Here is a 20,993-nt window from a genome sequence, read left to right on the forward strand (position 1 = left end):
CACTGTCAGGTCGCCGGGCGCATGGGCGCCTTCGGCAGCGGGATGAATTCCGTCTCGCCCGGCACTTGCCCCATGCGCTGGGCGCTCCAGTCGTCGGCGGCCTGCGACAGACGCTCCTTGCTCGACGAGACGAAGTTCCAGAACAGGAAGCGGTGGCCGTCCAGCGGCTCGCCGCCGATCACCACGAATTGCACCGGGCCGCCGCCTGCCGTCACCACGGGCGCGGCCCCAGCTTCCAGCAAGGCCATGGTGTGCGGCGCGAGCGCCACGCCATCGACCAGCACGTCCCCGCTGATCGGATACACCGCCGATTCCGCCGGCAAGCCCTCCAGGCGCAACTCGCGCCCCGCCTGCAGCGCCACGTCCAAATACAAGGTCTGCATGTAGGTGCGCACGGGCGACGTCTGGCCAAACGCCGTGCCGATCAACACTTTGACGACGGCGCCATCGAGCGGCACGACGGGAATGTCGGCTTGCGGCGTGTGCGTGAAACTCGGTTCATCTTCTTCGTGCGCCTTTGGCAGCGCGGCCCATAGCTGCAAGCCGTGCGTGCGGTGCGGCTGGCCCGCCAGGTCGGACGGCGTGCGCTCGGAATGCACGATGCCGCGCCCGGCCGTCATCCAGTTGATGGCGCCCGGTTCGATGCGCTGGCAGGAACCGATGCTGTCGCGGTGGTCGATCGCGCCCTCGAACAGATAGGTGACGGTGGCCAGGCCGATATGCGGATGGGGGCGCACGTCGTGGTTGGCGTCGGGCGCCACGTCGATGGGGCCGAAATGGTCGAAGAAAATGAAGGGGCCGACGGCCTGTTTTACTGCGGAGGGCAACAGGCGCCGCACGACGAAGCCGCCACCGAGGTCCTTTTCGTGGCTTTTCAGGATGGCCGCGCTCATGCCAGCACCGTCGTCACTTCGGTGGTCACAGCCGTCATCAATTTATGCAGCGGGCATTTGCCGGCTGCGGCCAGCAATTCCTGGCGCTGCGCGTCCGTCAGGTCACCCGTCAGGTGCAGGGTGGCGGCCAGGCGGTATACGCCCTTGCGCTCTTCGCTGGCATCGCGCTCCGTCGACACTTCCACGTGTTCCAGGGGGATGCCCTTGTGCCTGGCGTACCAGACCACCGTGAGCGCCTTGCAGGCCGACAGGGCCGCGTCATACAGGTCGTGCGGCGAAGGGCCGGCATCGCCGCCGCCCTCCTCCACCGAGGCGTCGGCGGAAATGATGTGATCGCGCACGTGCACGATGTGGCGCATGGCTTGCGACTGGTCGCGGATGGCTTTGATGGTCATGGCGTTCCTTGCTGCGTTTGGAAAGCCACAATTTACACCGTTTGCCCGCTTTGCGCAGCCTGCTCCACTGCTACCTGGTCATTTGATACGGAACAGGGCATCGACCGTCTGCGCCATTTTGAGGCTGGTGACCATCAGCATGTCTTCGGGATTTTGCCGCTGGCGGCTGTTAGCGCGCTGCAAGCGGTCGGACGGCACCAGGCCCACCGCATTGCCCAGGTTTTTCAGCTGGTCCGACGAGATGCCGGCCACGGCGCCCGCGCGCTTGCCGAAGCCGCGCGCCATGGAATCGGCCTTGCGCTGCGCATCCTTGACGGCCTCGCCCATCAGTTCTTCTTCCAGGCGGATGCGCTCGGTGGCGCCGAAGGTGACGGCAAACGCATCGAGGTTGGGCATGGCCAGCAGCGGGCGCATGACGGCGGGCCATTTCGACAGGTCCATCACGTTGATATGCACGCTTGCCTTGATCAGGTACTGCGGGTTGGCCGGGTCCTGGTCCGCGCCCTTGCGGATTTCCTTGCGCACGTCGCGCACCTCGATGCCGTCCGCCGCCTCGGCCAAGCCCTGTTCCACCAGCAGCGCCTTGATTTCCGCGATGCGCGCCGCTACCTGCGCACTGGCCACGTCCGGCGCCGGATCGAAGACGCTGACGTCGAAATCGATCTCGCCCAGGTCCGGCGTGACGAAGCTGTAGGCCGTGCCCGTCGCGTGGATGAAGGGATAGGAGGGAAGATCGCCGGCCAGGGCGGAAATGGGCAGGCAGGAGAACAGCAGGGACAGCAGGCGGCGTTTGGACACGGAGACTCCGGCACGGTGAAGGTGCATGGAGTATCCGCCAAGATGACATATTTGACAATGAATTAATCGAGCGTGCGCGCCACCCTGAAACCGACGATATCGTTCGACAGCACGGTGGAAAAGCCGTTGCGCAAGGCCGAGCGCAGATAGCGCGGGTGGTACAGCCAGGAGCCGCCGCGCAGGATGCGCCGGCTGCTGTCGCTGCCCTCTTCCCATGCGCTGCCGTCGACGGGCGCGCCTTCGTAATTGTCGTGCACCACGTCCTGCACCCATTCCCACACATTGCCGTGCATGTCGAACAGGCCCCAGGAGTTCGGCGGGAAGGTGCCCAGCGGCGTGGTGCCGCCCCGGTACACGCCGCGCGGGCCGCCGTTGTACACGTACAGGCCATCGTAGTTGGCTTGCTCGGTGCTGATGGTGTCGCCCACGTTGAAGGCCGTGCGCGTGCCGGCGCGGCAGGCGTATTCCCATTCCGCCTCGCTGGGCAGGCGGTACCGCCGGCCCGTGCGTTCGCTCATCCACGCCAGGTACAGCTGCGCGTCATTCCAGCTCACGCCCACCACCGGGTGCTGGTCGGTTTGCACGAAACCGGGATTGTCCCAGTCCGTTTCCGACCCGCCCGCCCATTGCGTCGCCTTGACGAAGGCGCGCCACTCGCCCACGCTGACGGGGTGGCGCGCCAGCGCGAACGGGCGCTCGATGCCGACCCAGTGCTGCGGCATCTCGCGCTCCAGCCAGGCCTGCTGCGAGCCGGCCTGGATGGCCGCCTTGTGTTCCGTCTCGTGCGCGCCCATCTGGAAGCGGCCGCTGGGAATGAGCACCAGTTCCGGCCCCTGTCCCGCGCCATCGAGAAAATCATCGCGCAAGATGCCTTCCGCATTGGCCACCGGTTCCGCGTGTGCGGGTTCCGGCGCCGGCGCAGATGCCGGCGCAGGAACAGATGCGGCGGCGGCGCGGCTGGCCTCTTCGCGGCGCGCGCGTTCCTGCTCGGCGCGATAGGCCGCCTCCGCCTTGGCGACGATGGCCTTGCGCTGCAATTCCTGGTGTTCCTGCAAGGCGGTGGCGGCATCGGCTTCGCGGCGCGCGCGCAGCTGGCCGCGCAGCGCTTCCTTGCGCAGCTTGCGCGCCTCTTCCGCTTCGAAATGGCGCTGCGCCTCCTGCTCGCGGCGCAGTTTGTCCTGGCGCTGCTTTTCCAGCGCGGCGGCCTGGATTTCCGCCTTGCGGCGCTGGTCCAGTTCTTCCTGGCGTATGCGGGCCCGCCTGATCTCCTCTTCGCGGGCCTGCTCGGCGGCCAGCGCCGCCCGCTGCTGTTGCTCTGCGAGGCGCGCCTGCTGCTGGCGCGCCTGTTCCGCCAGTTCTTCGGGCGACGGCCCGGCCGCGCGCTCCAGGTTTTCCAGCAAGGCTTGCACCGATTGCGGACGCAGTTCCGCCGTCAGCGAAAAGCCGTTCTGCAACACCTGCCACTGCGCCGCATTGAGCGCCTGCGGTGGCGAGGGCAGATGGCTGGCGCTGCGCGCATCGTCGAACGGCATGCGCCCTTCGAGCATCTGGTAAATCATCACCGCCACCGCATACACGTCCAGGCGCGGGCTGGGCTGGCGCTGGTTGGCGCCGGCCTCGGGCGCCCGGTAGCCGTGCGTGCCCGCATTCGGCATGTCCAGCGCCAGGCTGCTGTCCGCATTGCGCACGCGCGACGCGATGCCGTAGTCGAGCAATTTGACGTCGCCCTTCGCCGTCAGGAAGACATTGCCCGGCTTGATGTCGCGGTGTACCAGCTTGTGCTTTTCCCACGCATACGACAGGGCCTCGGCCACCGGCTGCAGCAATTGCTGCACCATGGACAGCGGCAGAGCGCCCTCGCGCGCCAGATAGTGCTCGAGGTCTTCGCCATCGAGGCATTCCATGATGATGAAATAGCTGGCCGTGGCCGGGTCCTGCGCCCACTCGTAGACGCGCACGATGTTTTCATGCGCGAGCTTTCGCGCCTGCGTCGCTTCCTCGATCAGCAGCTTGGCGTGGGTGGCGCTCTGCGTCAGCTGCGGCGGCAAGATCTTCAGCGCCACCATTTCGCTGCTGCCCAGCTCCGCGTGCGTGGCCAGGTCGGTGGCTTGCCACACCTGCCCCATGCCACCCGTGCCGATCAGCCGTTCGAGCCGGTAGCGGCGGTTTTGCGGGCCGATTTCCTGGCCCGTCATGAAGCCCAGCTCCGTGCCCTGGCGCACGGGCAGCGGCGCGGCCACAGGCGCGGCGCCGGGCGGCGCGTACTCGGCGTCGAGGATGGCGTTCTTGCGGCGTTCAAATTCCTGCTCGCTGAGCAGCCCGTCGTCGTGGAGGGCGCGCAGTTCCCGCAGTTTGTCTCGTGCTTTTTGCATCATCTGGGGTGAAACGCTTCCATCAAGGCTGCAGGGCGGCGCCGCAGGCGGCGCAGAATTTATCTTCCGGATAGCCCGCGCGCTGCGCATGGCCGTTCTTGCAGCGCAGCGGCGCAGCGGCGCCCGGCCCGACACTTGGCTGCAGCGCCTGCGCCACAGCCACGCCCAGCTGCGCCTGCGCCGACAGGCCATGCGCGTGCGCCGCATTCTGCAGGTTGATCAGGTCCAGCTGCTGGCGCCGTTCGCGTTCCGCCTGGCCTTCCAGGTAGCTGCGCTCCTGCGCCACGCCGTCCTGCGCCATGCGCAGCGCATCGGCGGGAGAAACGCTGTTCTCTGCCGCCGCCAGCGCCGCCAGCGCGTGGATCTGCTCGGCGCTCATGCCCGCCTGCAGCTGCACTTTCAGCACTTGCGCCAGCGCGGCCGCGTTCTGCCCGGCGGCCATGGCCACCTTGCCCGTGTCGCTCAAGCTGCCGATTTTCTCGATGCGGTCGATGTCGATGCGCGCCAGTTCGGCCGCATGCGCCTGCTGCGCCAGCAGGGCTTCATACTCGCCCTTCCAGCGCGCATAATCGCTTTCGCGCTGCTGCGCCATGGCCAGCAGGTCGCGCTGCCATTGCGCTTCCTGTTCCAGCTGGCGCAGCTGCTGGCGCTGTTCCTCGATGGCCAGCGCGTCGAGCTGCGCCAGCTGCGTTTGCTGCTGCAGCTGGCGCGCATGCACGCCGTCGGCCTCGATGGTGCGCAACAGCTTTTCCTGCTGCGCGATGGCGTCCTCGCGGGCGCCGCCGCGCCGCAGCGCCGCCACTTTTTCCGCGATTTCCGCCGCCTGCACCTGGGCCGCTTCATCCTTGTGCGCCTCGGCGCGCAGCAATTCGCGCTGGCGCGCCAGCTGCATCTGGTCTTCCCACTCCTGCACCCGCTCCGCTTCGCGCTTGCGCGCCGCGTTGGCCAGCATCAGGCCCTGCCAGGCGGCCTGGTGCTGCTCCGCCTCCAGCTGCGCCTCGCGCCGGGCCGCATCCGCCTCCGCCTGGCGCAGGCGCGCCAGCTGGGCGCGGCGCCCCGTCTCGTCGTCGATCAGCAGCGCGCTTTCCACTTGCTGCGCGATCGACTGCAGGTGCACCTGGTGCGTAAAGCGCTGTTGCGCCAGCTGGATCTGTTCGCGCCCGTGCAGCTGCGACAGTTCCAGCTCGCTGCGCATCTTGATGGCGGCCAGCGCCCGCACGTGTTCCCAGTTGGCCGCTTCATCGGCACGCTGCGCGCCCTTCTGCGCCAGTTCCTGTTCCAGCTCGCCCAGCGCCAGCGCGGCGCCATGGTCGAGCGCCTGGCGCCGCGACTTCGCTTCCAGGATGCGGCCGTACAGGTCGATCTGGCGTCCGCGCAGCGCTTGCAGGCGCTCCGCTTCCTGGTGGTTCAGTTCAGCCTTTTCCACCGCCGCGTCCTGTGTCAGTTCGGCGCGGCGATGCGCGTGGCGGGCCGCCAGTTCCTCGCGGCGGATGCGCTGCCACTCTTCCTCGTCATACAGCTGGTCGAGCTGCTTCATGCGTTCCAGGCTGTGCTGCTCCAGTTCCTGCGCCGGCAAGCCGCCCAGCCACAGGGTGCCGATGCTGGCGCCGGCCTCGCCCTCGCGCTTGTCGTGCCGCAGGCTGATTGTTTCCACGCGCGCCACGGCCAGGCCGCTGGGCGCCAGGCGCTGCGTCAGGGCCGATTGCAGGCGTTCATTGAGTTCGGGGCGCAGGTCGGCATTCGCGTCCATCTCGCGCAGCGCGCGGCTGCCGATGAATTCCAGCGCGATCTGGCGCACGGATGGCAGCAGCAAGGCGTGCAGGTGGGCGCGCGTGACGGCGCCAGGCGCGCGCATGAACTGACGCGCGAACGCATCGGGCTGGCCCAGCGCGATGTCCACGCGCAGCGACGCGGCGACGTTGAGCCGCTCCGTGCTGGCCAGGCCGGGCAAGTCGAATTCCAGGCTGACGGCGTCGGCGCGCGCGATCAGCACTTCGGCGGCGCGCGCCGGCAGCAGCGCGGGCAGGCGCGCGAAGAAGGCGGCGCTGTCGTAGTCGCCGGCCGGTATCAAGGTGAAAGCGTCCGATTGCACGATCCAGGCGCGCGACGCGGCCGGCACCTGCAGGCGGCGCGCCGCGCTGCCGAACAGCGAGGACAGTTCGCGCACGCCGAAGAACAGGGCTAGTTGCCCATCAGCAAGTTGCCATTGATTGGCATGCAGCACCGCGTCGCTGTCGGGGGCGCCCAGCGACAAGCCGCATTGCGCGCAATAGCCGGCGGCAGCGCCGTTCTTGTGCTCGCAGCGCGGGCAGCGGGCGCCGCCAAAACCAAACAATTGGAACATGTGTGACTCCTGATGATATTTTTATCCACGCGACGGGGCCGCCATGCCGATTCTAGCAGGACAACTGGCCCTGCACTTGCCGCGCGCGGTAGTGTGCAGCGTCAAATAATGCCACGCGGCAATTACATTCATATGCCCGGATACAGGGCAATTTAGGCCTCAATTCAAGCGGTCGGCTTGCCAGCCGCGCGCGCAGGCATTTCAGCGCCGTTTTTTTGCAGATCATCCCGCCAAATCCACGGCTGGTCGCATCCGCATGGCGCACCGGCCCGCGCCTGGCTACAGTGCATGCATACCCACCCGCCACCCGAAAGGAACCATCATGAACACGCCAAAAAACGCCTTGAAAAACATGGAAGCCATCTTCACCGTCGCCGTCGCCATCGCCTGCGGCGCCAGCTATGTCAGCTTCATGCAGCCATCGGCCTCCAAAACGGCCGAGGTGGCACAGGCGAGCGCCATCCCCGTCGTGGTGGTCAGCGCCAAGCGCATGACGGAACAGGAAAAGAAAATCTCGCTGATCGAGGAACGGCAAGCCTTGCTGGGCAACGCCACCGCCAGCACCCTGTGAGCCACCGATGCTGACACCACGCCGCCTGGCGCCCGCTTGAATACTGCCGCGCCAGGCCGCCATTTTGCATCGCATTTGTATCCGCTACGGATACACGGACACACAGCATTGTGTCAATTGTAATAAGTTGAATCAAAGGCGAAAAACCGCCAGCAAGCGCCTATAGTCCATTTCACGCAATCACCGAAATGGAGCACACCATGAAACCCATCACACTCTACGCAGCCGCCATGCTTGCCATCAGCGCCGCAGCCTTCCTGCCCGTGCAGGCCATGGCGCAGAATCCGCTCGGCGTCAGCATTGTCGTCGGCAACGCCCCGCCTCCGCCACGGTTTGAGAGCGCGCCCGCGCCGCGCGCCGGCTATGTCTGGGCGCCCGGCTACTGGAACTGGGATGGCCAGCGCCACGTCTGGAGCGGCGGCGAATGGCTGCGCGAACGCGGCGGCAACCAGTACCGCCGCGCCGCCTGGATACAGGAAAACAAGCGCTGGCGCCTGGACCGTGGCGGCTGGGTCGCCGCGCAAGTGCAGCCCGTGCGCTATGACGCAATCCGCATCGCCCCGCCGCCGCCGCGCCGCGAAGCCATCCCGCGCGCGCGCCATGGCTATGTCTGGGCCCCGGGCCACTGGGAATGGCGCAGCCAGCGCTACGCCTGGACGCCGGGCGTGTGGATCGCCGAACGCCCCGGCTACGTGTATGCGGCGCCCGTCTGGAACCAGCGCGATGGACGCTGGCAGATGGAGCAAGGCCGCTGGTCGCCACGCGGTCCGAACGGCGACCGTGACCGCGACGGCATCCCGAACCGTTATGACCACGACAATGGCAACCGCCATGACCGCGACAATGGCAACCGCCGCGACCGCGACGGCGATGGCGTCCCCAACCGCGACGACCGGCGTCCGGACAACCCGAACCGCAACTGACACGCACCTGTAGTTACCGGCAAGGCCACCGTTCGCGGTGGCCTTGTCATTTTCCGGACACATCCGTGTATTAACATCGCGCGACGAACAATCACACTGCGCGAGAAAGATTCACGATGGCGATGGAAACTGCCGGTTTCACCTACGGCTCGGACACCTCGGGCCTGGTCTGGGGCTTCCTGTTTGGCCGCGACGGGCAGCCGCTGACGCTCGACTCGACGGCGGCGCTGGCCTGGCTGGCCGATGGGGCGGCGCGCCCGGCGCAGGAATTCGTCTGGCTGCATTTCAATTTGTCGCATGCGGCCAGCGAAAAATGGCTGATGACGCATACGCAGCTGGCCGACGAATTCTATGAAACCCTGCACCAGGGCTCGCGCTCGACGCGCATCGAACAGGCGGAAAACACCCTGATCGCCGTGGTCAACGATGTGGTGCACAATTTCTCGTTCGAGGCGTCCGACATTTCCACCATGTGGGCCAGCGTGGCGCAAAACCTCGTCATCACGGCGCGCCGCGCGCCGCTGCAGTCGATCGAGCGCCTGCGCCAGGCCGTCATCAAGAACCACGAGCCGATCCGCTCGTCGGTGGAGCTGCTGATTCATTTGCTGCGCGACCAGGCCGACGTACTGGTCAACATCGTGCGCGACGCCGTGGCGCGGGTCGACGATATCGAGGACCACTTGCTGGCCGGGCGCCTGGTGCCGAAACGCGAAGACCTGGGCGCCATGCGGCGCGTGCTGGTGCGGCTGCAGCGCCTGCTGGCGCCGGAACCTGCCGCCCTGTTCCGCCTGCTGCAACGCCCGCCTGCATGGGTCTCGGAACTGGACAGTCTGGAATTGCGCCAGTCGACGGAGGAATTCTCGGTGGTGCTCAGCGATATGTCGTCCTTGCAGGAACGCATCAAGCTGCTGCAGGAAGAGATCGCCGCCAGCGTCAACGAGGAAAACAGCCGCAGCCTGTTCGTGCTGACCATCGTCACCGTGCTGGCCTTGCCAATCAACATCATCGCCGGCATGCTGGGCATGAATGTGGGGGGAATTCCGCTGGCCCAGCATCCGCAGGGCTTCTGGATCATCGTCGCCATCATCGTCACGTTTACCGTCGTGGCGGGATGGCTGGTGGTGCGCGTGCAACGCAATAGCTGACTATTGGAAACACGGCTTGGCAGGCGAACGGCAGGCGCCGTCCGCCATCCGTGCTTGCTGCGCCTAGCGGTGGTATTCGCCGGCCCGTTCAGGCTGGTAAACGATTTCCTCGATCTTGACCTTCACCACGCCGCCCGGCATGGGCCAGGCGATGCTGTCGCCCACGGACAGGCCCAGCAGCGCGCTGCCGACGGGCGCCAGCACGGAAATGCGGTCGGCCTGGCCTTCCACATCCTTCGGATACACGAGCGTCAGGCAGAATTCCTCCTTGTTTTCCACCGTGAAGCGCACGGTGGAATTCATCGTCACGACGGTCGGCGGAATCTCTTGCGGCTCGAGCACCTCGGCACGGCCCAGCTCGTCGAGCAAGGCAGCCTTGTCCGGCGACAGATTATTACCCAAGGCATACAACAACGCTTCCAGTCGTTCCAGGTCTTGTGACGACAAAATAATTTTTGGTTTTTTTTCCAAGATATCCTCACTATTGATCATTAGGGCGACGTCCGGTTTTGCTGGCGGCAGCTTGCTTGGCCGCGGCAGACAAAACAAACAGCATCAGAACGTCCATCATCAGCGGATTATGGACGAACTCGCGGAGCAAGGCCATAGCGTTCGCGCAATCTTCATTAAAATTTATTAAAATCAATGACTTGCAATCGGCCATACGGACAAGAAATTAATCCGTGCCGGGATGGTCGCAGGTATTGAAGTTATTCTTGATGGTATTTTGTTTACCGTCAGCATGTTTTTAAAGAAAAAAACCGGCGGGCAAAAAAAGGATTAGAATTCATCTGGAATTATTATTAGAAAGACACGCCCCGCCTTTTCCGCCTGTCTTGTCGCCTAAGTAGGTCGTGGGAAATTATTGTGAAGTTATGACGAACAGAACCGGATGCGCTGCAAGGCGCCCGTTGCGACGCAGTGCAGACACTGCTAGCAGCGGGTAACGCCGCAGAGCGCCGGTTATGGAAGTCAGAAATCACAATAATTTATGACGACCTACTTAGCCTGCTGCCACCGGCTTGCGGCATGCACACTAAATTGCCGCGCGCCCTGTACTTTCACGCTGCAAAATGACAATATGTCGGCCTTAGCAACACTTAGCAACACGTTGAGAGTTCCGGCTCACTTCGGTTTTCATCAGACTGGAACGTAAAGTATGGCAGGGCGAGGCGGGATCACACGGGGCGGCGGCAAGCGGGGCCGGCAGGAGAAAGCGTCATGATGGCGCCATTGATGCTGCCGTCGGCGCAATTGCGCGGCGACCGGATTGCCAGGCTGAACTTGCTGGCCGCGGCGGCCATGCTGGCCATGGCCAGCCTGCTGCTGATCTTCTTCCAGTTGTTTTCCCTCCAGGCATCCTTCCAGCGCAACCTCCAGATCCAGGCCGACATGCTGGCGCCCGCCGCCACGCAGGCCATGCGCCAGGACAATCGTCTTGCAGCGCAACAACTCCTCGCTTCCCTCGCCGCCGCCCCGCATATCCGGCAAGCACTGCTCTACAGCCCCTATGGCACGCCATTTTCCCGCTACGCGCGCAGCAGCACCGATGCCGCGCCCGCGGCGCCACGCAGCGGCTTGCAGATCGATTACCTGGACGGCAGCGCCGCCATCTTGAAGACCTTGCCCGGCGGCGGCGCGCTGTACCTGAGCGCCAGCCTGGCGCCACTATATGCCAGCCTGGCGCAGTTTGCCGCCTTCACCCTGCTGGTCTGCCTGTGCGCGTTCGGCCTGACGTTCCTGATGGTGCGCCGCACGCGCACGGCCGCCCAGCATGCGGAAAACCATTTGCACTACCTGGCCCACGTCGATCCCGTCACGCAGTTGCCGAACCGCCATGAATTCAACGACGCCCTGGCCTACGCGCTGGCGCGCGCCGACCGCCAGGACAGCAGCGTGGGCCTGCTGCTGCTGGATCTGGACAACTTCAAGATCGTCAACGATACGCTGGGCCACCACTGCGGCGACCAGTTGCTCAAGCTCGTGTCCGAGCGCCTGGTGGCCATCCTGCGCGGCACCGACATCATCTGCCGCATCGGCGGCGATGAATTCGTCGTCATCGTGGAACCAGCCGACGACGCCTCGGAAATGGCCAGCGTGGCGCGCAAGATCCTTGCCGTGCTGGCCGCGCCGTTCGACCTCGAAGGCCACCAGCTGTATGTCAGCGCCAGCATCGGCGTGAGCCTGTACCCGTTCGACGCGCACGACGTGGCAACCCTGACGCGCAATGCCGATACGGCCATGTACCACGCCAAGCACCAGGGCAAGAACCGCTACGCCGTCTTCAAGGCCGAAATGGAACTGCGCGCGCAGCGCCGCCTGCGCATGGAAGCGAACCTGCGCAAGGCTCTGCAGAACGAGGAACTGTATTTGCACTACCAGCCACAGATCGACTTGCGCAGCGGCCGTATCGTTGGCGTGGAAGCGCTGATACGCTGGAATTGCCGCGACATGGGCCAGCTGAGCCCTGCCGAGTTCATCCCCGTGGCCGAGGAAAGCGGCATCATCGTCGACCTGGGACGCTGGGTGCTGCAAAGCGCCTGCCGCCAGGCGGCCCTCTGGTGCAAGGCGGGCTTGCTCGATTCGCTCGAACACGTGGCCGTCAACCTGTCGGCCTGCCAGGCGCGCGACCCGGGCCTGATGGACGATATCCGCGCCATCCTCGAAGAAACGCAGCTGCCGCATGGCTTGCTGGAGCTGGAAATCACGGAAGGCGTCCTGATGGACAATGTCCACGCCAACGTGGAACTGATGCGGCGCCTGCAGGAAACGGGCATCCACCTGTCGATCGACGATTTCGGCACCGGTTATTCCTCGATGTCCTACCTGAAGCGTCTGCCCATCGACCAGCTGAAGATCGACCGCAGCTTCGTGCACGACCTGCCCGGCGAGGGAGAAGCCATCGTCACGGCCATCATCGCCATGGCGCACAGCCTGCACCTGAAAGTGGTGGCCGAAGGAGTAGAGACCTTGCAACAGGTGGAGTTTTTGAGAACAGCCGGCTGCGACAATGTGCAGGGCTTCTTCTTTGCCCGCCCGATGACGGCGGCGCAGCTGACGGCGCTGCTGCTGGAGCGGCGCGACTGGAGTACGCGCACGATTTTGCCGGCTTGAATTGCCGCCAACAAGGGTGTCGGATGACGCCATTTGATGCTGACGATATTGTCGGATTACGGCCGTCGGCCTAATCCGACCTACGCCATGAACAGGCAGGTCGGCGTAGGTCGGGTTAGCGCGCAGCGCGTAACCCGACACCACTCACATCAGGCCAGCTTGGCCGAATGCTCGCGCGTGGCGTGGAACGTCAGCTTCGGCCAGCGCTCTTCCGTCAGGCGCAGGTTGACGCCCGACGTGGCCAGGTAAGCCATGTTGCCGGCCGCATCGTAGGCCACGTTGTGGCCCAGCGCGTTTTCGAAATCCTGCAGGATGCGCTTGTCGTCGCAGCTGACCCAGCGCGCGCTGCTGATGCTGGTGCCCTCGAACACGGCGTCCACGCCATATTCGTTGAGCAAGCGGCTGGCCACCACTTCGAACTGCAGCACGCCAACGGCGCCCAATACCAGTTCACCGCCCTGCACCGGCTTGAAGACTTGCACCGCGCCTTCTTCGCCCAACTGCTGCAAGCCCTTGTGCAGCTGCTTGATCTTCAGCGGATTACGGATGCGCACGGAGCGGAAGAAATCCGGCGCGAAGTACGGAATGCCCGTAAAGGTCAGCATTTCGCCTTCGGAGAAGCTGTCGCCGATCTGCATGTTGCCGTGGTTCGGCAAGCCGATGATGTCGCCCGCATACGCCTCTTCCACCTGTTCGCGCGACGATGCCATGAAGGTCACCACGTTCGATACCTTGATCTCGCGCCCCAGGCGCAAATGCTTGACCTTCATGCCGCGCTCGAAACGTCCCGAGCACACGCGCAAAAAGGCGATGCGGTCGCGGTGAGCCGGATCCATGTTCGCCTGGATCTTGAAGACGAAACCCGTGAATGGCTGCTCGGTCGGATCAACGGAACGCACGGTGGCGTCGCGCGGGCGCGGCGCCGGCGCCCAGTCGACCAGCGCCGAGAGAATCTCGCGCACGCCGAAGTTGTTGATGGCCGAACCGAAGAACACGGGCGTCTGCACGCCGGAGAGGAACTCCTCCAGGTTGAACGGGTTCGATGCGCCGTGCACCAGTTCCACTTCCATGCGCAGCTGATCCATCTCCAGCGGGAACATCTCCTGCAGGCGCGGGTTGTCGATGCCCTTGATGATCTCGAAGGCGCCGTCGGCCTTTTCCTCACCGGCCTTGAACAGCATGATCTCGTCGTTCAGCAGGTGGTACACGCCGCGGAAGTTCTTGCCCATGCCGATAGGCCAGGTGACGGGCGCGCACTGGATCTTCAGCACCGATTCGAGTTCGTCGAGCAGGTCCAGCGGATCGCGCGTCTCGCGGTCCATCTTGTTCATGAAGGTGACGATCGGCGTATTGCGCATGCGGCACACGGCCAGCAGCTTGATCGTCTGCGCTTCCACGCCCTTGGCCGCATCGATCACCATCAGCGCCGAGTCGACTGCCGTCAGCACGCGGTAGGTATCTTCCGAGAAGTCCTGGTGGCCCGGGGTGTCGAGCAGGTTGACGACGTGGTCGCGGAATTCGAACTGCATCACCGAGGAAGCGACGGAAATGCCGCGCTGCTTCTCGATCTCCATCCAGTCCGACGTCGCGTGGCGGCCCGATTTGCGCGCCTTGACGGTTCCGGCCATCTGGATCGCGCCCGAGAACAGCAGCAGTTTTTCCGTCAGGGTGGTCTTACCGGCATCCGGGTGGGAAATGATGCCGAAGGTGCGGCGGCGCTGCACTTCGCGCGCGATCACGGCCGGCGCCTTGCTGCTGGCTGGCGCTGCGGCGATGTCCGCATTGTCAGTGGAATCGGGGGTGTTGCTGTCGTTCTCGTTGGCCATATTGGTGACCATAATATGGCCCTCGCAAAAAACCCTCGATTTTACAGAAGGATCGGCCTTCCGTGTGAACTGCTTCACTGTGGCGAAAAGCAAAATCGCCCACTTCATCAAGGGGTCACAATCCGCAGGCAACATTGCACTGCAGAAATGTTGTCACCCTACCCTGGAAACCCGATGAAAATGCTCCTCACTCCCGCCATCCGACTCATGCAGCGCCTGCGCCTGCTGCCCAAATTCATGCTTGTCTGCCTGGTCTTCGTGCTGCCGCTGGCGCTGGCGACCACCCTGCTGATCTCGGAGCTGGGGAAATCGCTGGCCCAGGCGCAGGATGCGCAGCAGGGCGTGGCGTACGTGCGCCAGCTGCAGGAAGGCACGCGGCTGCTGCAGCAGCGGCGCGGCCTCGAACATTTGCGTCTGAGCGGCAAGGCGGGCATGGACAACACGGCCCTGAATACGCGCATCACGGCCACGCTGGCGGCCCTGGCGCGCTTGCCGGCGGGCGCTGGCATGCCCCAGGCGGCCGAGCTGACGAAGCAGTGGCAAGCCCTGCTGGGCCGCCAGGCGGGCCTTGCGGCGCGCGACAGCTACGCGGCGCACACGGCGCTGCTGCGCCAGGCGGCCAAACTGGGCCAGCTGGTGGCCGACCGTTCCCACCTGAGCCTGGACCCGGACGCGGGCGCCAACCACCTGAGCGCCGTGTTTACCGCCACCCTGCCCGACCTGGCCGAAAGCCTGTCGGACATCGCCGGGCGCGGCGCCGCCTATATCGACACGGGCCTGTTCGAGGCGAATGAAGATCAACTCGTCAACGCCAACGCCCTGATCGCACGCCACGAACTGGAACGCCTGCCGGCCCGCTTCGACGAAATTCTCGCCGCCAAGCCGGAACTGCGCGCCAGCCTGCAGCCAGCCCTGAAAGCCGTGCCGGCCGCGCTGGCCTTCCTCGAACGCACGAAAAACGAGGTGACGAACTCCTACGACCAGACCTCGGGCGCGCAATTCCATGCGGCCGGCATGCAGGCGATCGATGCCCTGCAAGCGCTCTCTGGCGCCTCCGCCACCGCCCTGGACGGCTTGCTGGCGCAGCGCATCGCGCGCGACGAGGCGCGCCGCGCCCTGATCCTGGCGACCATGCTGCTGGTGTTGCTGGCCGCCGCCTACCTGTGCGCGGGCTTCTATGCCGCGTTCGCGCGCGACGTGACGCAATTGCGCGTGGCCGTCGGCGCGGCGGCGGCGGGCGACTTGTCGCAGCGCATCACCTCGCAGGCGCATGACGAAATCGGTGACCTGGTACGCGACTTCGGCGCCATGACGCATGGCCTGGCCAGCCTGGTGCAGGAAATCCGCGGCGGCGCGGCCGTCATCGCGGCGGCCGGCGCCGATATCGCGCAGGGCAACGCCGCCCTGTCCGGCCACACGGCCACGCAGTCGGACGCGCTGGGCGCCACCGTGGACGCGATGCGCGAGCTGACGGCCACCGTGGGCCGCAACGAAGCCCACGTAGGACAGGGTCGCACCCTGGTGGCAACGGCGGCCGAGGTGGCCCTGCGCGGCGGCGAGACCGTCAGCGTCGTGGTCGAGACCATGGCCTCGATCAAGGCCAGCTCGCACAAGATCGTCGACATCATCGGCGTCATCAACGGCATCGCCTTCCAGACGAATATCCTGGCCCTGAACGCGGCCGTCGAAGCGGCGCGCGCGGGCGAGCAGGGGCGCGGCTTTGCCGTCGTGGCGTCCGAGGTGCGCAGCCTGGCGCAACGCTCCAGCGAGGCGGCGCAGCAAATCAAGCGCCTGATCGGCGATTCCGTGGCCACCGTGGATGCGGGCGGCGACCTGGTCAATGCGGCCGGCAGCACCATGCGGCAAGTCGTCGATGCGGTGCAGCAGGTATCCGTAGTCATCGGACGCATCAGCAGCGCCGGCGCCGAGCAGAATGGCGAGATCGCCCGCATCAACCAGACATTGGCGCAAATCGACGACATGACGCGCCAGAACGCGGGCCTGGTCGACGAGGCGCGCGCCGGTTCGCAGCGCCTGCACCAGGAAGGCGAGGCGCTGACGCAGGCCGTCAGCCGCTTCCGGCTGGGGGAACACGAGGCCCCTGGCACGCGCCAGACGAGTGCCGCGACCGTGCGCGACGGCTTGCCCAGCGTGCGTCCGGCCGGCCTGTGGAGCGCCAACAAGCCGCGCGTCATATCACAAAATCGCGCAGAACGGCGCAAGGCTAGCTAGTCAAAAGTGTGCATGTAGGACAAGGACTACAATTTCGCCTCAAAAGAGACTACAAAGTGGCGACTGCTAATCTTATGTTCGCCACTTACATAAGCTTTTAAAGTAGCTACATCGCGATCTGCACCGCGCGGTTGAATAAAACGCCGTTACCACATGAGTACGGCAGCTTTTTTTGACCAGCAACGCGGCAGTCGCACTCCGATGTAAAAAGCCTGTGAGGAATACTATGAGCCATACTCAACTTATCACCCCGGTCCAGAAGAACCAGTTGCTGCCGCGCGCCATGCCGGCGGCCGGCCGGGAAATCAAGCTTGCGTCGCGGGTTAGCCTCAGCAGTGCCCAACAGAATGAATTGCTGGCCGCCCTGCCGCGCGCCGCGCTCGAATCGCTGTTCGAAGACCTGGAACTGGTGGAACTGCCTTTCGGCAAGGAATTGTATGCCTACGGCAACAACCTGGAATACAGCTACTTCCCCACCACCGCCATCATTTCGCTGCTGTATGTGATGGAAGATGGCGCCACGACGGAAATCGCCGTCGTCGGCCATGAAGGCGTGGCCGGCGCCTCGCTGCTGGCAGGCGAGCGCGCCATGTGCACGGCCGTCGTGCAAAGCGCCGGCTACGGCTACCGCCTGAAAACGCAAAGCTTGCGCGATGCCTTTAATCAAGGCGGCGCCCTGCCCCAGTTGCTGATGCGCTACACCAACGCCCTGTTTGCGCAAATGGCGCAGAACGCCGTCGGCGGCCGCCACAGCTCGATCGAGCAAAAACTGTGCCGCTGGCTGCTGGACCGCCTGGACCGTTCGCCATCGAACGAATTGAAAGTGACGCAAGAGCTGATCTCCATCATGCTGGGCGTGCGCCGCGAAAGCATCACGGCCGCCGCCGGCAAGCTGCAGGAAGAAGGCTTGATCCACTATCGCCGCGGCAATATCACGGTGCTCGACCGCGCCGGGCTGGAATGCTATGCGGGCGAATGCTACAAGGTCGCCAAGACGGAATACGACCGTTTGCTGCGCGACGTTTCACGCTGCTGATCTGACAGGACAGATACAAAAATGGCCGGGCTGCATGCCCGGCCATTTTTGTATGCTGAGAAGAAATCAGACGCTGGCATCCTCATTGATCTCTTCCGGCTCCGGCGTCAGCGGTAGGGGAATCACGGCTTCCACGCATGTCCCCTTGCCTTCCGGTCCCTGGCGCACGGTGAGGGTGCCGCCCAGCAGCAAGGCCCGCTCGCGCATGCCCAGCAAGCCGTGTGACATGGGTTTTTGCAGTGCATCTTCGGTGATGCCGATACCGTCGTCGATGACGCGCAGCACCAGGCCGTGTTCGTTGCGTTTCAATGTCACGCTGACCATGCCGGCGCGTGCATATTTGAGGATGTTCGTCAGCGATTCCTGCACGATGCGGAACAGGGCAATCGTCAGGGTCGCTTCGCGGTTGTCGATATTGATGGCCACGTCCGTTTCGCAGCGAACCGAACTCATGCGCGCAAAATCCTCGCAATAGCTTTCGATGGCGGCGCACAGGCCCAGGTTGTCCAGCAGGCTGGGGCGTAAATCCTCGACGATGCGGCGCTTCAGTTCCACCGTTTCCAGCAAGGTGGCCTTGGCGCGGCGCAATTGCGCGGCCAGTTCCGGCTGCGTGTGCGCCAGTTGCTGCGTGACGGCGCCCAGGTCCATGCTGATCGAGGTCAAGTTGGCGCCCAGTTCATCGTGCAATTCGCGCGCCAGACGCGCCTTTTCCACTTCATTGACGCTGATCAAATGGCGCGACAGCACGGATAGCTGCTCCGTGCGCTTGCTGACCGTCGATTCCAGGGTGTCATTGGCATTTTGCAAGGCATACTCGACGGCCGCGCGGTTCTGGAAGCTGCGCCGCACCAGCTGGTAAAACATGATCAGCACGAGGATGGCCAGGGCATTGATGCCGATGCCGAGCAGCACGGCTTTCTGGTACTCATGGTAAAAGGCGGCGCTGCCGGACGACAGCGCTTCATTCTGCTCGCGCGTCATGATCACCACCTGCAGGCGGATCTCGTCCATGGTGGCGCGGTCATCGGTCACGCGGGAAATGTTGACGATCTCGGCCAGCCCGCCCTGCTTGTAGACGTCGATCGACTGTTGCAACATCGACATCTTGCGACGGATCAAACTTTTCAGCTGGCCCAGGTTCTTCAGCTGGGTGGGGCTGCCCGCGAGCAAGGTTTGCAGCTCGTTGAATTCGTTTTCGATTTCGGTGGAAGCCGTCTTCGACGGCCCCAGATAGGTCTCGGAGCCGGAAATGAAATAGCCGCGCAAGCTGCTTTCCGCGTCGAGCACGAGCACGTTCAGGTACTGCAGGCGGTCCGCCACGCGGGCGCTCTGGCTGAGCAAGGCGTTCGTGCCCTTCAGCGACTGCAGGTTATGAAAGAGACTGAAACCATTGAGCACAAGCAGCAAGGCGCAAGTCACGCACAGGATCGTCTTGTACAGGGGCAGGCGGTGATTCGGGGCCGGTTCAGCGGTGAAATACATCCTGATGTGCATCCTTAGCAAGGTTCGGCGCGGGAGAGAGCGCCGACGCCGGCCAATTATAGTCCTCGCCACAAACTGCTGCACTGCACAAGTCGTGCTGGCAAGCTGGCTGAGCGATCATGTTTCCATGATCGCACCGCAGCGTTAGTCAAGCAAATTGTTTTTCATTGCGTAATAGGTCAAGTCGCTGTTCGATTGCAAGCCCATTTTTTCCATGATGCGCGTACGGTAAGTACTCACCGTCTTGATACTCAACGACAAGGCCACGCCGATATCGGACACGGTGGCGCCGCGCGCCAGGCGCAGGAAGACCTGGAACTCGCGGTCCGACAATTCCGTATGCAGGGCGGCATTCGTGTCGCGGTCGAACGACTGCGCCAGCAATTCACCCACCGTGGAGCTGACATAGCGGCGTCCCTGGAACACGGTGCGCACGGCCGTCATCAGTTCGTCGGCTTCGCATTCCTTGTTCAGATAGCCATTCGCGCCCATCTTGAACAGGTTCAGCGCATATTGCTGCGCGGGATAGCCGCTCAGGATCAGCACGGGCAATTCCGGCTGGCCCTGGCGGATCGTGCGCAAGGTATCGATGCCGCTCTGATCGGGCATGGCTATATCGAGCAGCAACACGTCGCAAATTTCGCGGCGGGCGATATCGAGCGCTTCACGCCCGGTACCGGCTTCCGCCACCACACTGAAGTCGCTTGACGACGAAAAAATCTGTTTGAATCCAGCTCTTACTATTTGGTGATCATCACAAATGGCAACGCGTATCATTGTTTCCCCTTAAATTTTCCTGGCCTGGGAAAGACTACCGGAACCTGAACGCTGCTCCGGTTCAGCGTCACTAACAAAAACGCAACATTAGCATTATATTCAAAATATGGCGTGCCCTACCTTACCGGCGGCGCCTGGGCGAAGCACCCATGGCGTATAGGCAACTTAGTCAACTGCTACTGGACAACCCCACCTATATTGGTACAAATCTTATTTTAGCAAGTTTAAAATCGCAATTAATTCGCTACGTATCCACTCACGGTCCAGCGGCGCTTCCTGCGGCACGACAGGCATGGCCGGCAGCACTGGCAGCTCGTCAAGGATGGCATGCGATGCGCCACGGCTGTCGAGCTTGTTGCGCGCGCCGCTGATGGTAAAGCCCTGCTCATACAGCAATTCGCGGATGCGGCGTATCAGCAGCACTTCATGGTGCTGATAATAACGGCGATTGCCACGTCGTTTGACCGGCTTGAGCTGGGAAAACTCCTGCTCCCAGTAGCGCAACACATGCGGTTTGACGCCGCACAACTCGCTCACCTCGCCGATCGTGAAATAGCGTTTCGCCGGAATGGGCGGCAAGGCGATCAACTCGGTTTTACTGATGCGCTCGTTCATCGCCACTCACTCAGGCAGCACGGGCCAGCGGACTGGTCTCTTCGACCATGCTTTTCAGCTTCTGGCTCGCATGAAAGGTCACGACACGGCGCGCCGTGATGGGAATCTCTTCGCCCGTCTTCGGATTGCGGCCCGGCCGCTGCGGCTTGTCGCGCAACTGGAAATTGCCGAACCCGGACAGCTTGACGGCTTCGCCGCGCTCGAGCGCATTGCGGATCTCGTCGAAAAAGGTCTCGACCATATCCTTCGCTTCGCGCTTGTTCAGGCCCACTTGCTCGAACAACAGTTCGGCCAGTTCCGCCTTGGTCAAGGTGGGTAAATCTTTTTCCGCTTCCTGGCGCACTTTGGCAACCAGCATGGCCCGATGCAGATCTGCGGCCAGTGCGGACTGCAGTACGGCGGAATCAACGTCGCTGTTATTAATTTTCCTGCCCTGCCTTTTCTGTGCGCCCGAGCCCGCCACATGGCAA

The 20,993-nt window shown here is 63.9% G+C and carries 17 protein-coding genes; 6 read left to right on the forward strand and 11 right to left on the reverse strand.

Annotated elements, in window-relative coordinates:
* Window positions 1-5: 5 nt before the first annotated feature.
* From AC54AF_RS06700 to AC54AF_RS06720, 5 genes are all read right to left on the reverse strand, one after another.
* Window positions 6-893 (reverse strand): pirin family protein, encoded by an 888-nt coding sequence (locus AC54AF_RS06700; RefSeq protein WP_496635905.1) that lies wholly within the window; start codon window positions 891-893, stop codon window positions 6-8.
* On the reverse strand, window positions 890-1,288 hold the full coding sequence (locus AC54AF_RS06705; RefSeq protein ID WP_353656554.1) for an OsmC family protein: 399 nt from the start codon (window positions 1,286-1,288) through the stop codon (window positions 890-892). The genes AC54AF_RS06700 and AC54AF_RS06705 overlap by 4 nt, the downstream gene beginning before the upstream one ends.
* A 78-nt stretch (window positions 1,289-1,366) precedes the next feature.
* On the reverse strand, window positions 1,367-2,086 hold the full coding sequence (locus AC54AF_RS06710) for an SIMPL domain-containing protein (RefSeq protein WP_496635906.1): 720 nt from the start codon (window positions 2,084-2,086) through the stop codon (window positions 1,367-1,369).
* Window positions 2,087-2,148: 62 nt separating this feature from the next.
* Window positions 2,149-4,461, reverse strand: a complete 2,313-nt coding sequence (locus AC54AF_RS06715; RefSeq protein WP_496635907.1) for an SUMF1/EgtB/PvdO family nonheme iron enzyme — start codon at window positions 4,459-4,461, stop codon at window positions 2,149-2,151.
* A 19-nt stretch (window positions 4,462-4,480) separates the two neighbouring features.
* Window positions 4,481-6,802: a coiled-coil domain-containing protein gene (locus AC54AF_RS06720; protein WP_496635908.1), complete on the reverse strand. Its 2,322-nt coding sequence runs from the start codon at window positions 6,800-6,802 to the stop codon at window positions 4,481-4,483.
* 322 nt (window positions 6,803-7,124) lie between these two features.
* On the opposite strand from AC54AF_RS06720, the gene AC54AF_RS06725 reads away from it, so the two are divergent.
* From AC54AF_RS06725 to AC54AF_RS06735, 3 genes are all read left to right on the forward strand, one after another.
* Window positions 7,125-7,373: a hypothetical protein gene (locus AC54AF_RS06725; protein WP_496635909.1), complete on the forward strand. Its 249-nt coding sequence runs from the start codon at window positions 7,125-7,127 to the stop codon at window positions 7,371-7,373.
* Between the two features lie 200 nt (window positions 7,374-7,573).
* Window positions 7,574-8,296: a YXWGXW repeat-containing protein gene (locus tag AC54AF_RS06730; protein ID WP_496635910.1), complete on the forward strand. Its 723-nt coding sequence runs from the start codon at window positions 7,574-7,576 to the stop codon at window positions 8,294-8,296.
* 116 nt (window positions 8,297-8,412) lie between these two features.
* Entirely contained in the window at window positions 8,413-9,441 is a 1,029-nt protein-coding gene (locus tag AC54AF_RS06735; RefSeq protein ID WP_496635911.1) for a transporter, read from the forward strand.
* Window positions 9,442-9,504: 63 nt separating this feature from the next.
* On the opposite strand, the gene rnk is transcribed toward AC54AF_RS06735, so the two are convergent.
* Window positions 9,505-9,912: a nucleoside diphosphate kinase regulator gene (gene rnk, locus AC54AF_RS06740; protein ID WP_162835757.1), complete on the reverse strand. Its 408-nt coding sequence runs from the start codon at window positions 9,910-9,912 to the stop codon at window positions 9,505-9,507.
* Between the two features lie 750 nt (window positions 9,913-10,662).
* On the opposite strand from rnk, the gene AC54AF_RS06745 reads away from it, so the two are divergent.
* Window positions 10,663-12,555: a putative bifunctional diguanylate cyclase/phosphodiesterase gene (locus tag AC54AF_RS06745; protein WP_496635912.1), complete on the forward strand. Its 1,893-nt coding sequence runs from the start codon at window positions 10,663-10,665 to the stop codon at window positions 12,553-12,555.
* A gap of 149 nt (window positions 12,556-12,704) precedes the next feature.
* Here AC54AF_RS06745 and AC54AF_RS06750 read toward each other — a convergent pair whose 3' ends face one another.
* Window positions 12,705-14,381 carry a peptide chain release factor 3 gene (locus tag AC54AF_RS06750; RefSeq protein WP_131686422.1) on the reverse strand — a complete coding sequence of 559 codons (1,677 nt, stop codon included), beginning with the start codon at window positions 14,379-14,381 and terminating at the stop codon, window positions 12,705-12,707.
* 174 nt (window positions 14,382-14,555) lie between these two features.
* Here AC54AF_RS06750 and AC54AF_RS06755 point away from each other — a divergent pair, with 174 nt between their 5' ends.
* Together AC54AF_RS06755 and AC54AF_RS06760 are read left to right on the forward strand one after the other, a co-directional pair.
* A complete protein-coding gene (locus AC54AF_RS06755) occupies window positions 14,556-16,613 on the forward strand; it encodes a methyl-accepting chemotaxis protein (protein WP_496635913.1) in 2,058 nt (685 codons plus the stop codon).
* A gap of 226 nt (window positions 16,614-16,839) precedes the next feature.
* Window positions 16,840-17,649, forward strand: a complete 810-nt coding sequence (locus tag AC54AF_RS06760) for a Crp/Fnr family transcriptional regulator (RefSeq protein WP_077406202.1) — start codon at window positions 16,840-16,842, stop codon at window positions 17,647-17,649.
* 66 nt (window positions 17,650-17,715) lie between these two features.
* On the opposite strand, the gene AC54AF_RS06765 is transcribed toward AC54AF_RS06760, so the two are convergent.
* The 4 genes from AC54AF_RS06765 to AC54AF_RS06780 all read right to left on the reverse strand — a co-directional run bounded on the left by AC54AF_RS06765 (window position 17,716) and on the right by AC54AF_RS06780 (window position 20,881).
* Window positions 17,716-19,131, reverse strand: coding sequence for a sensor histidine kinase (locus AC54AF_RS06765; RefSeq protein ID WP_496635914.1), 1,416 nt, complete (start codon window positions 19,129-19,131; stop codon window positions 17,716-17,718).
* Between the two features lie 144 nt (window positions 19,132-19,275).
* Window positions 19,276-19,908 carry a response regulator gene (locus AC54AF_RS06770; protein WP_034783185.1) on the reverse strand — a complete coding sequence of 211 codons (633 nt, stop codon included), beginning with the start codon at window positions 19,906-19,908 and terminating at the stop codon, window positions 19,276-19,278.
* A gap of 210 nt (window positions 19,909-20,118) precedes the next feature.
* Window positions 20,119-20,523: a MerR family transcriptional regulator gene (locus AC54AF_RS06775; protein ID WP_496635915.1), complete on the reverse strand. Its 405-nt coding sequence runs from the start codon at window positions 20,521-20,523 to the stop codon at window positions 20,119-20,121.
* Between the two features lie 10 nt (window positions 20,524-20,533).
* A complete protein-coding gene (locus AC54AF_RS06780) occupies window positions 20,534-20,881 on the reverse strand; it encodes an integration host factor subunit alpha (RefSeq protein WP_010399205.1) in 348 nt (115 codons plus the stop codon).
* Window positions 20,882-20,993: the final 112 nt, after the last annotated feature.

This window comes from Janthinobacterium sp. JF4, from assembly GCF_059617925.1.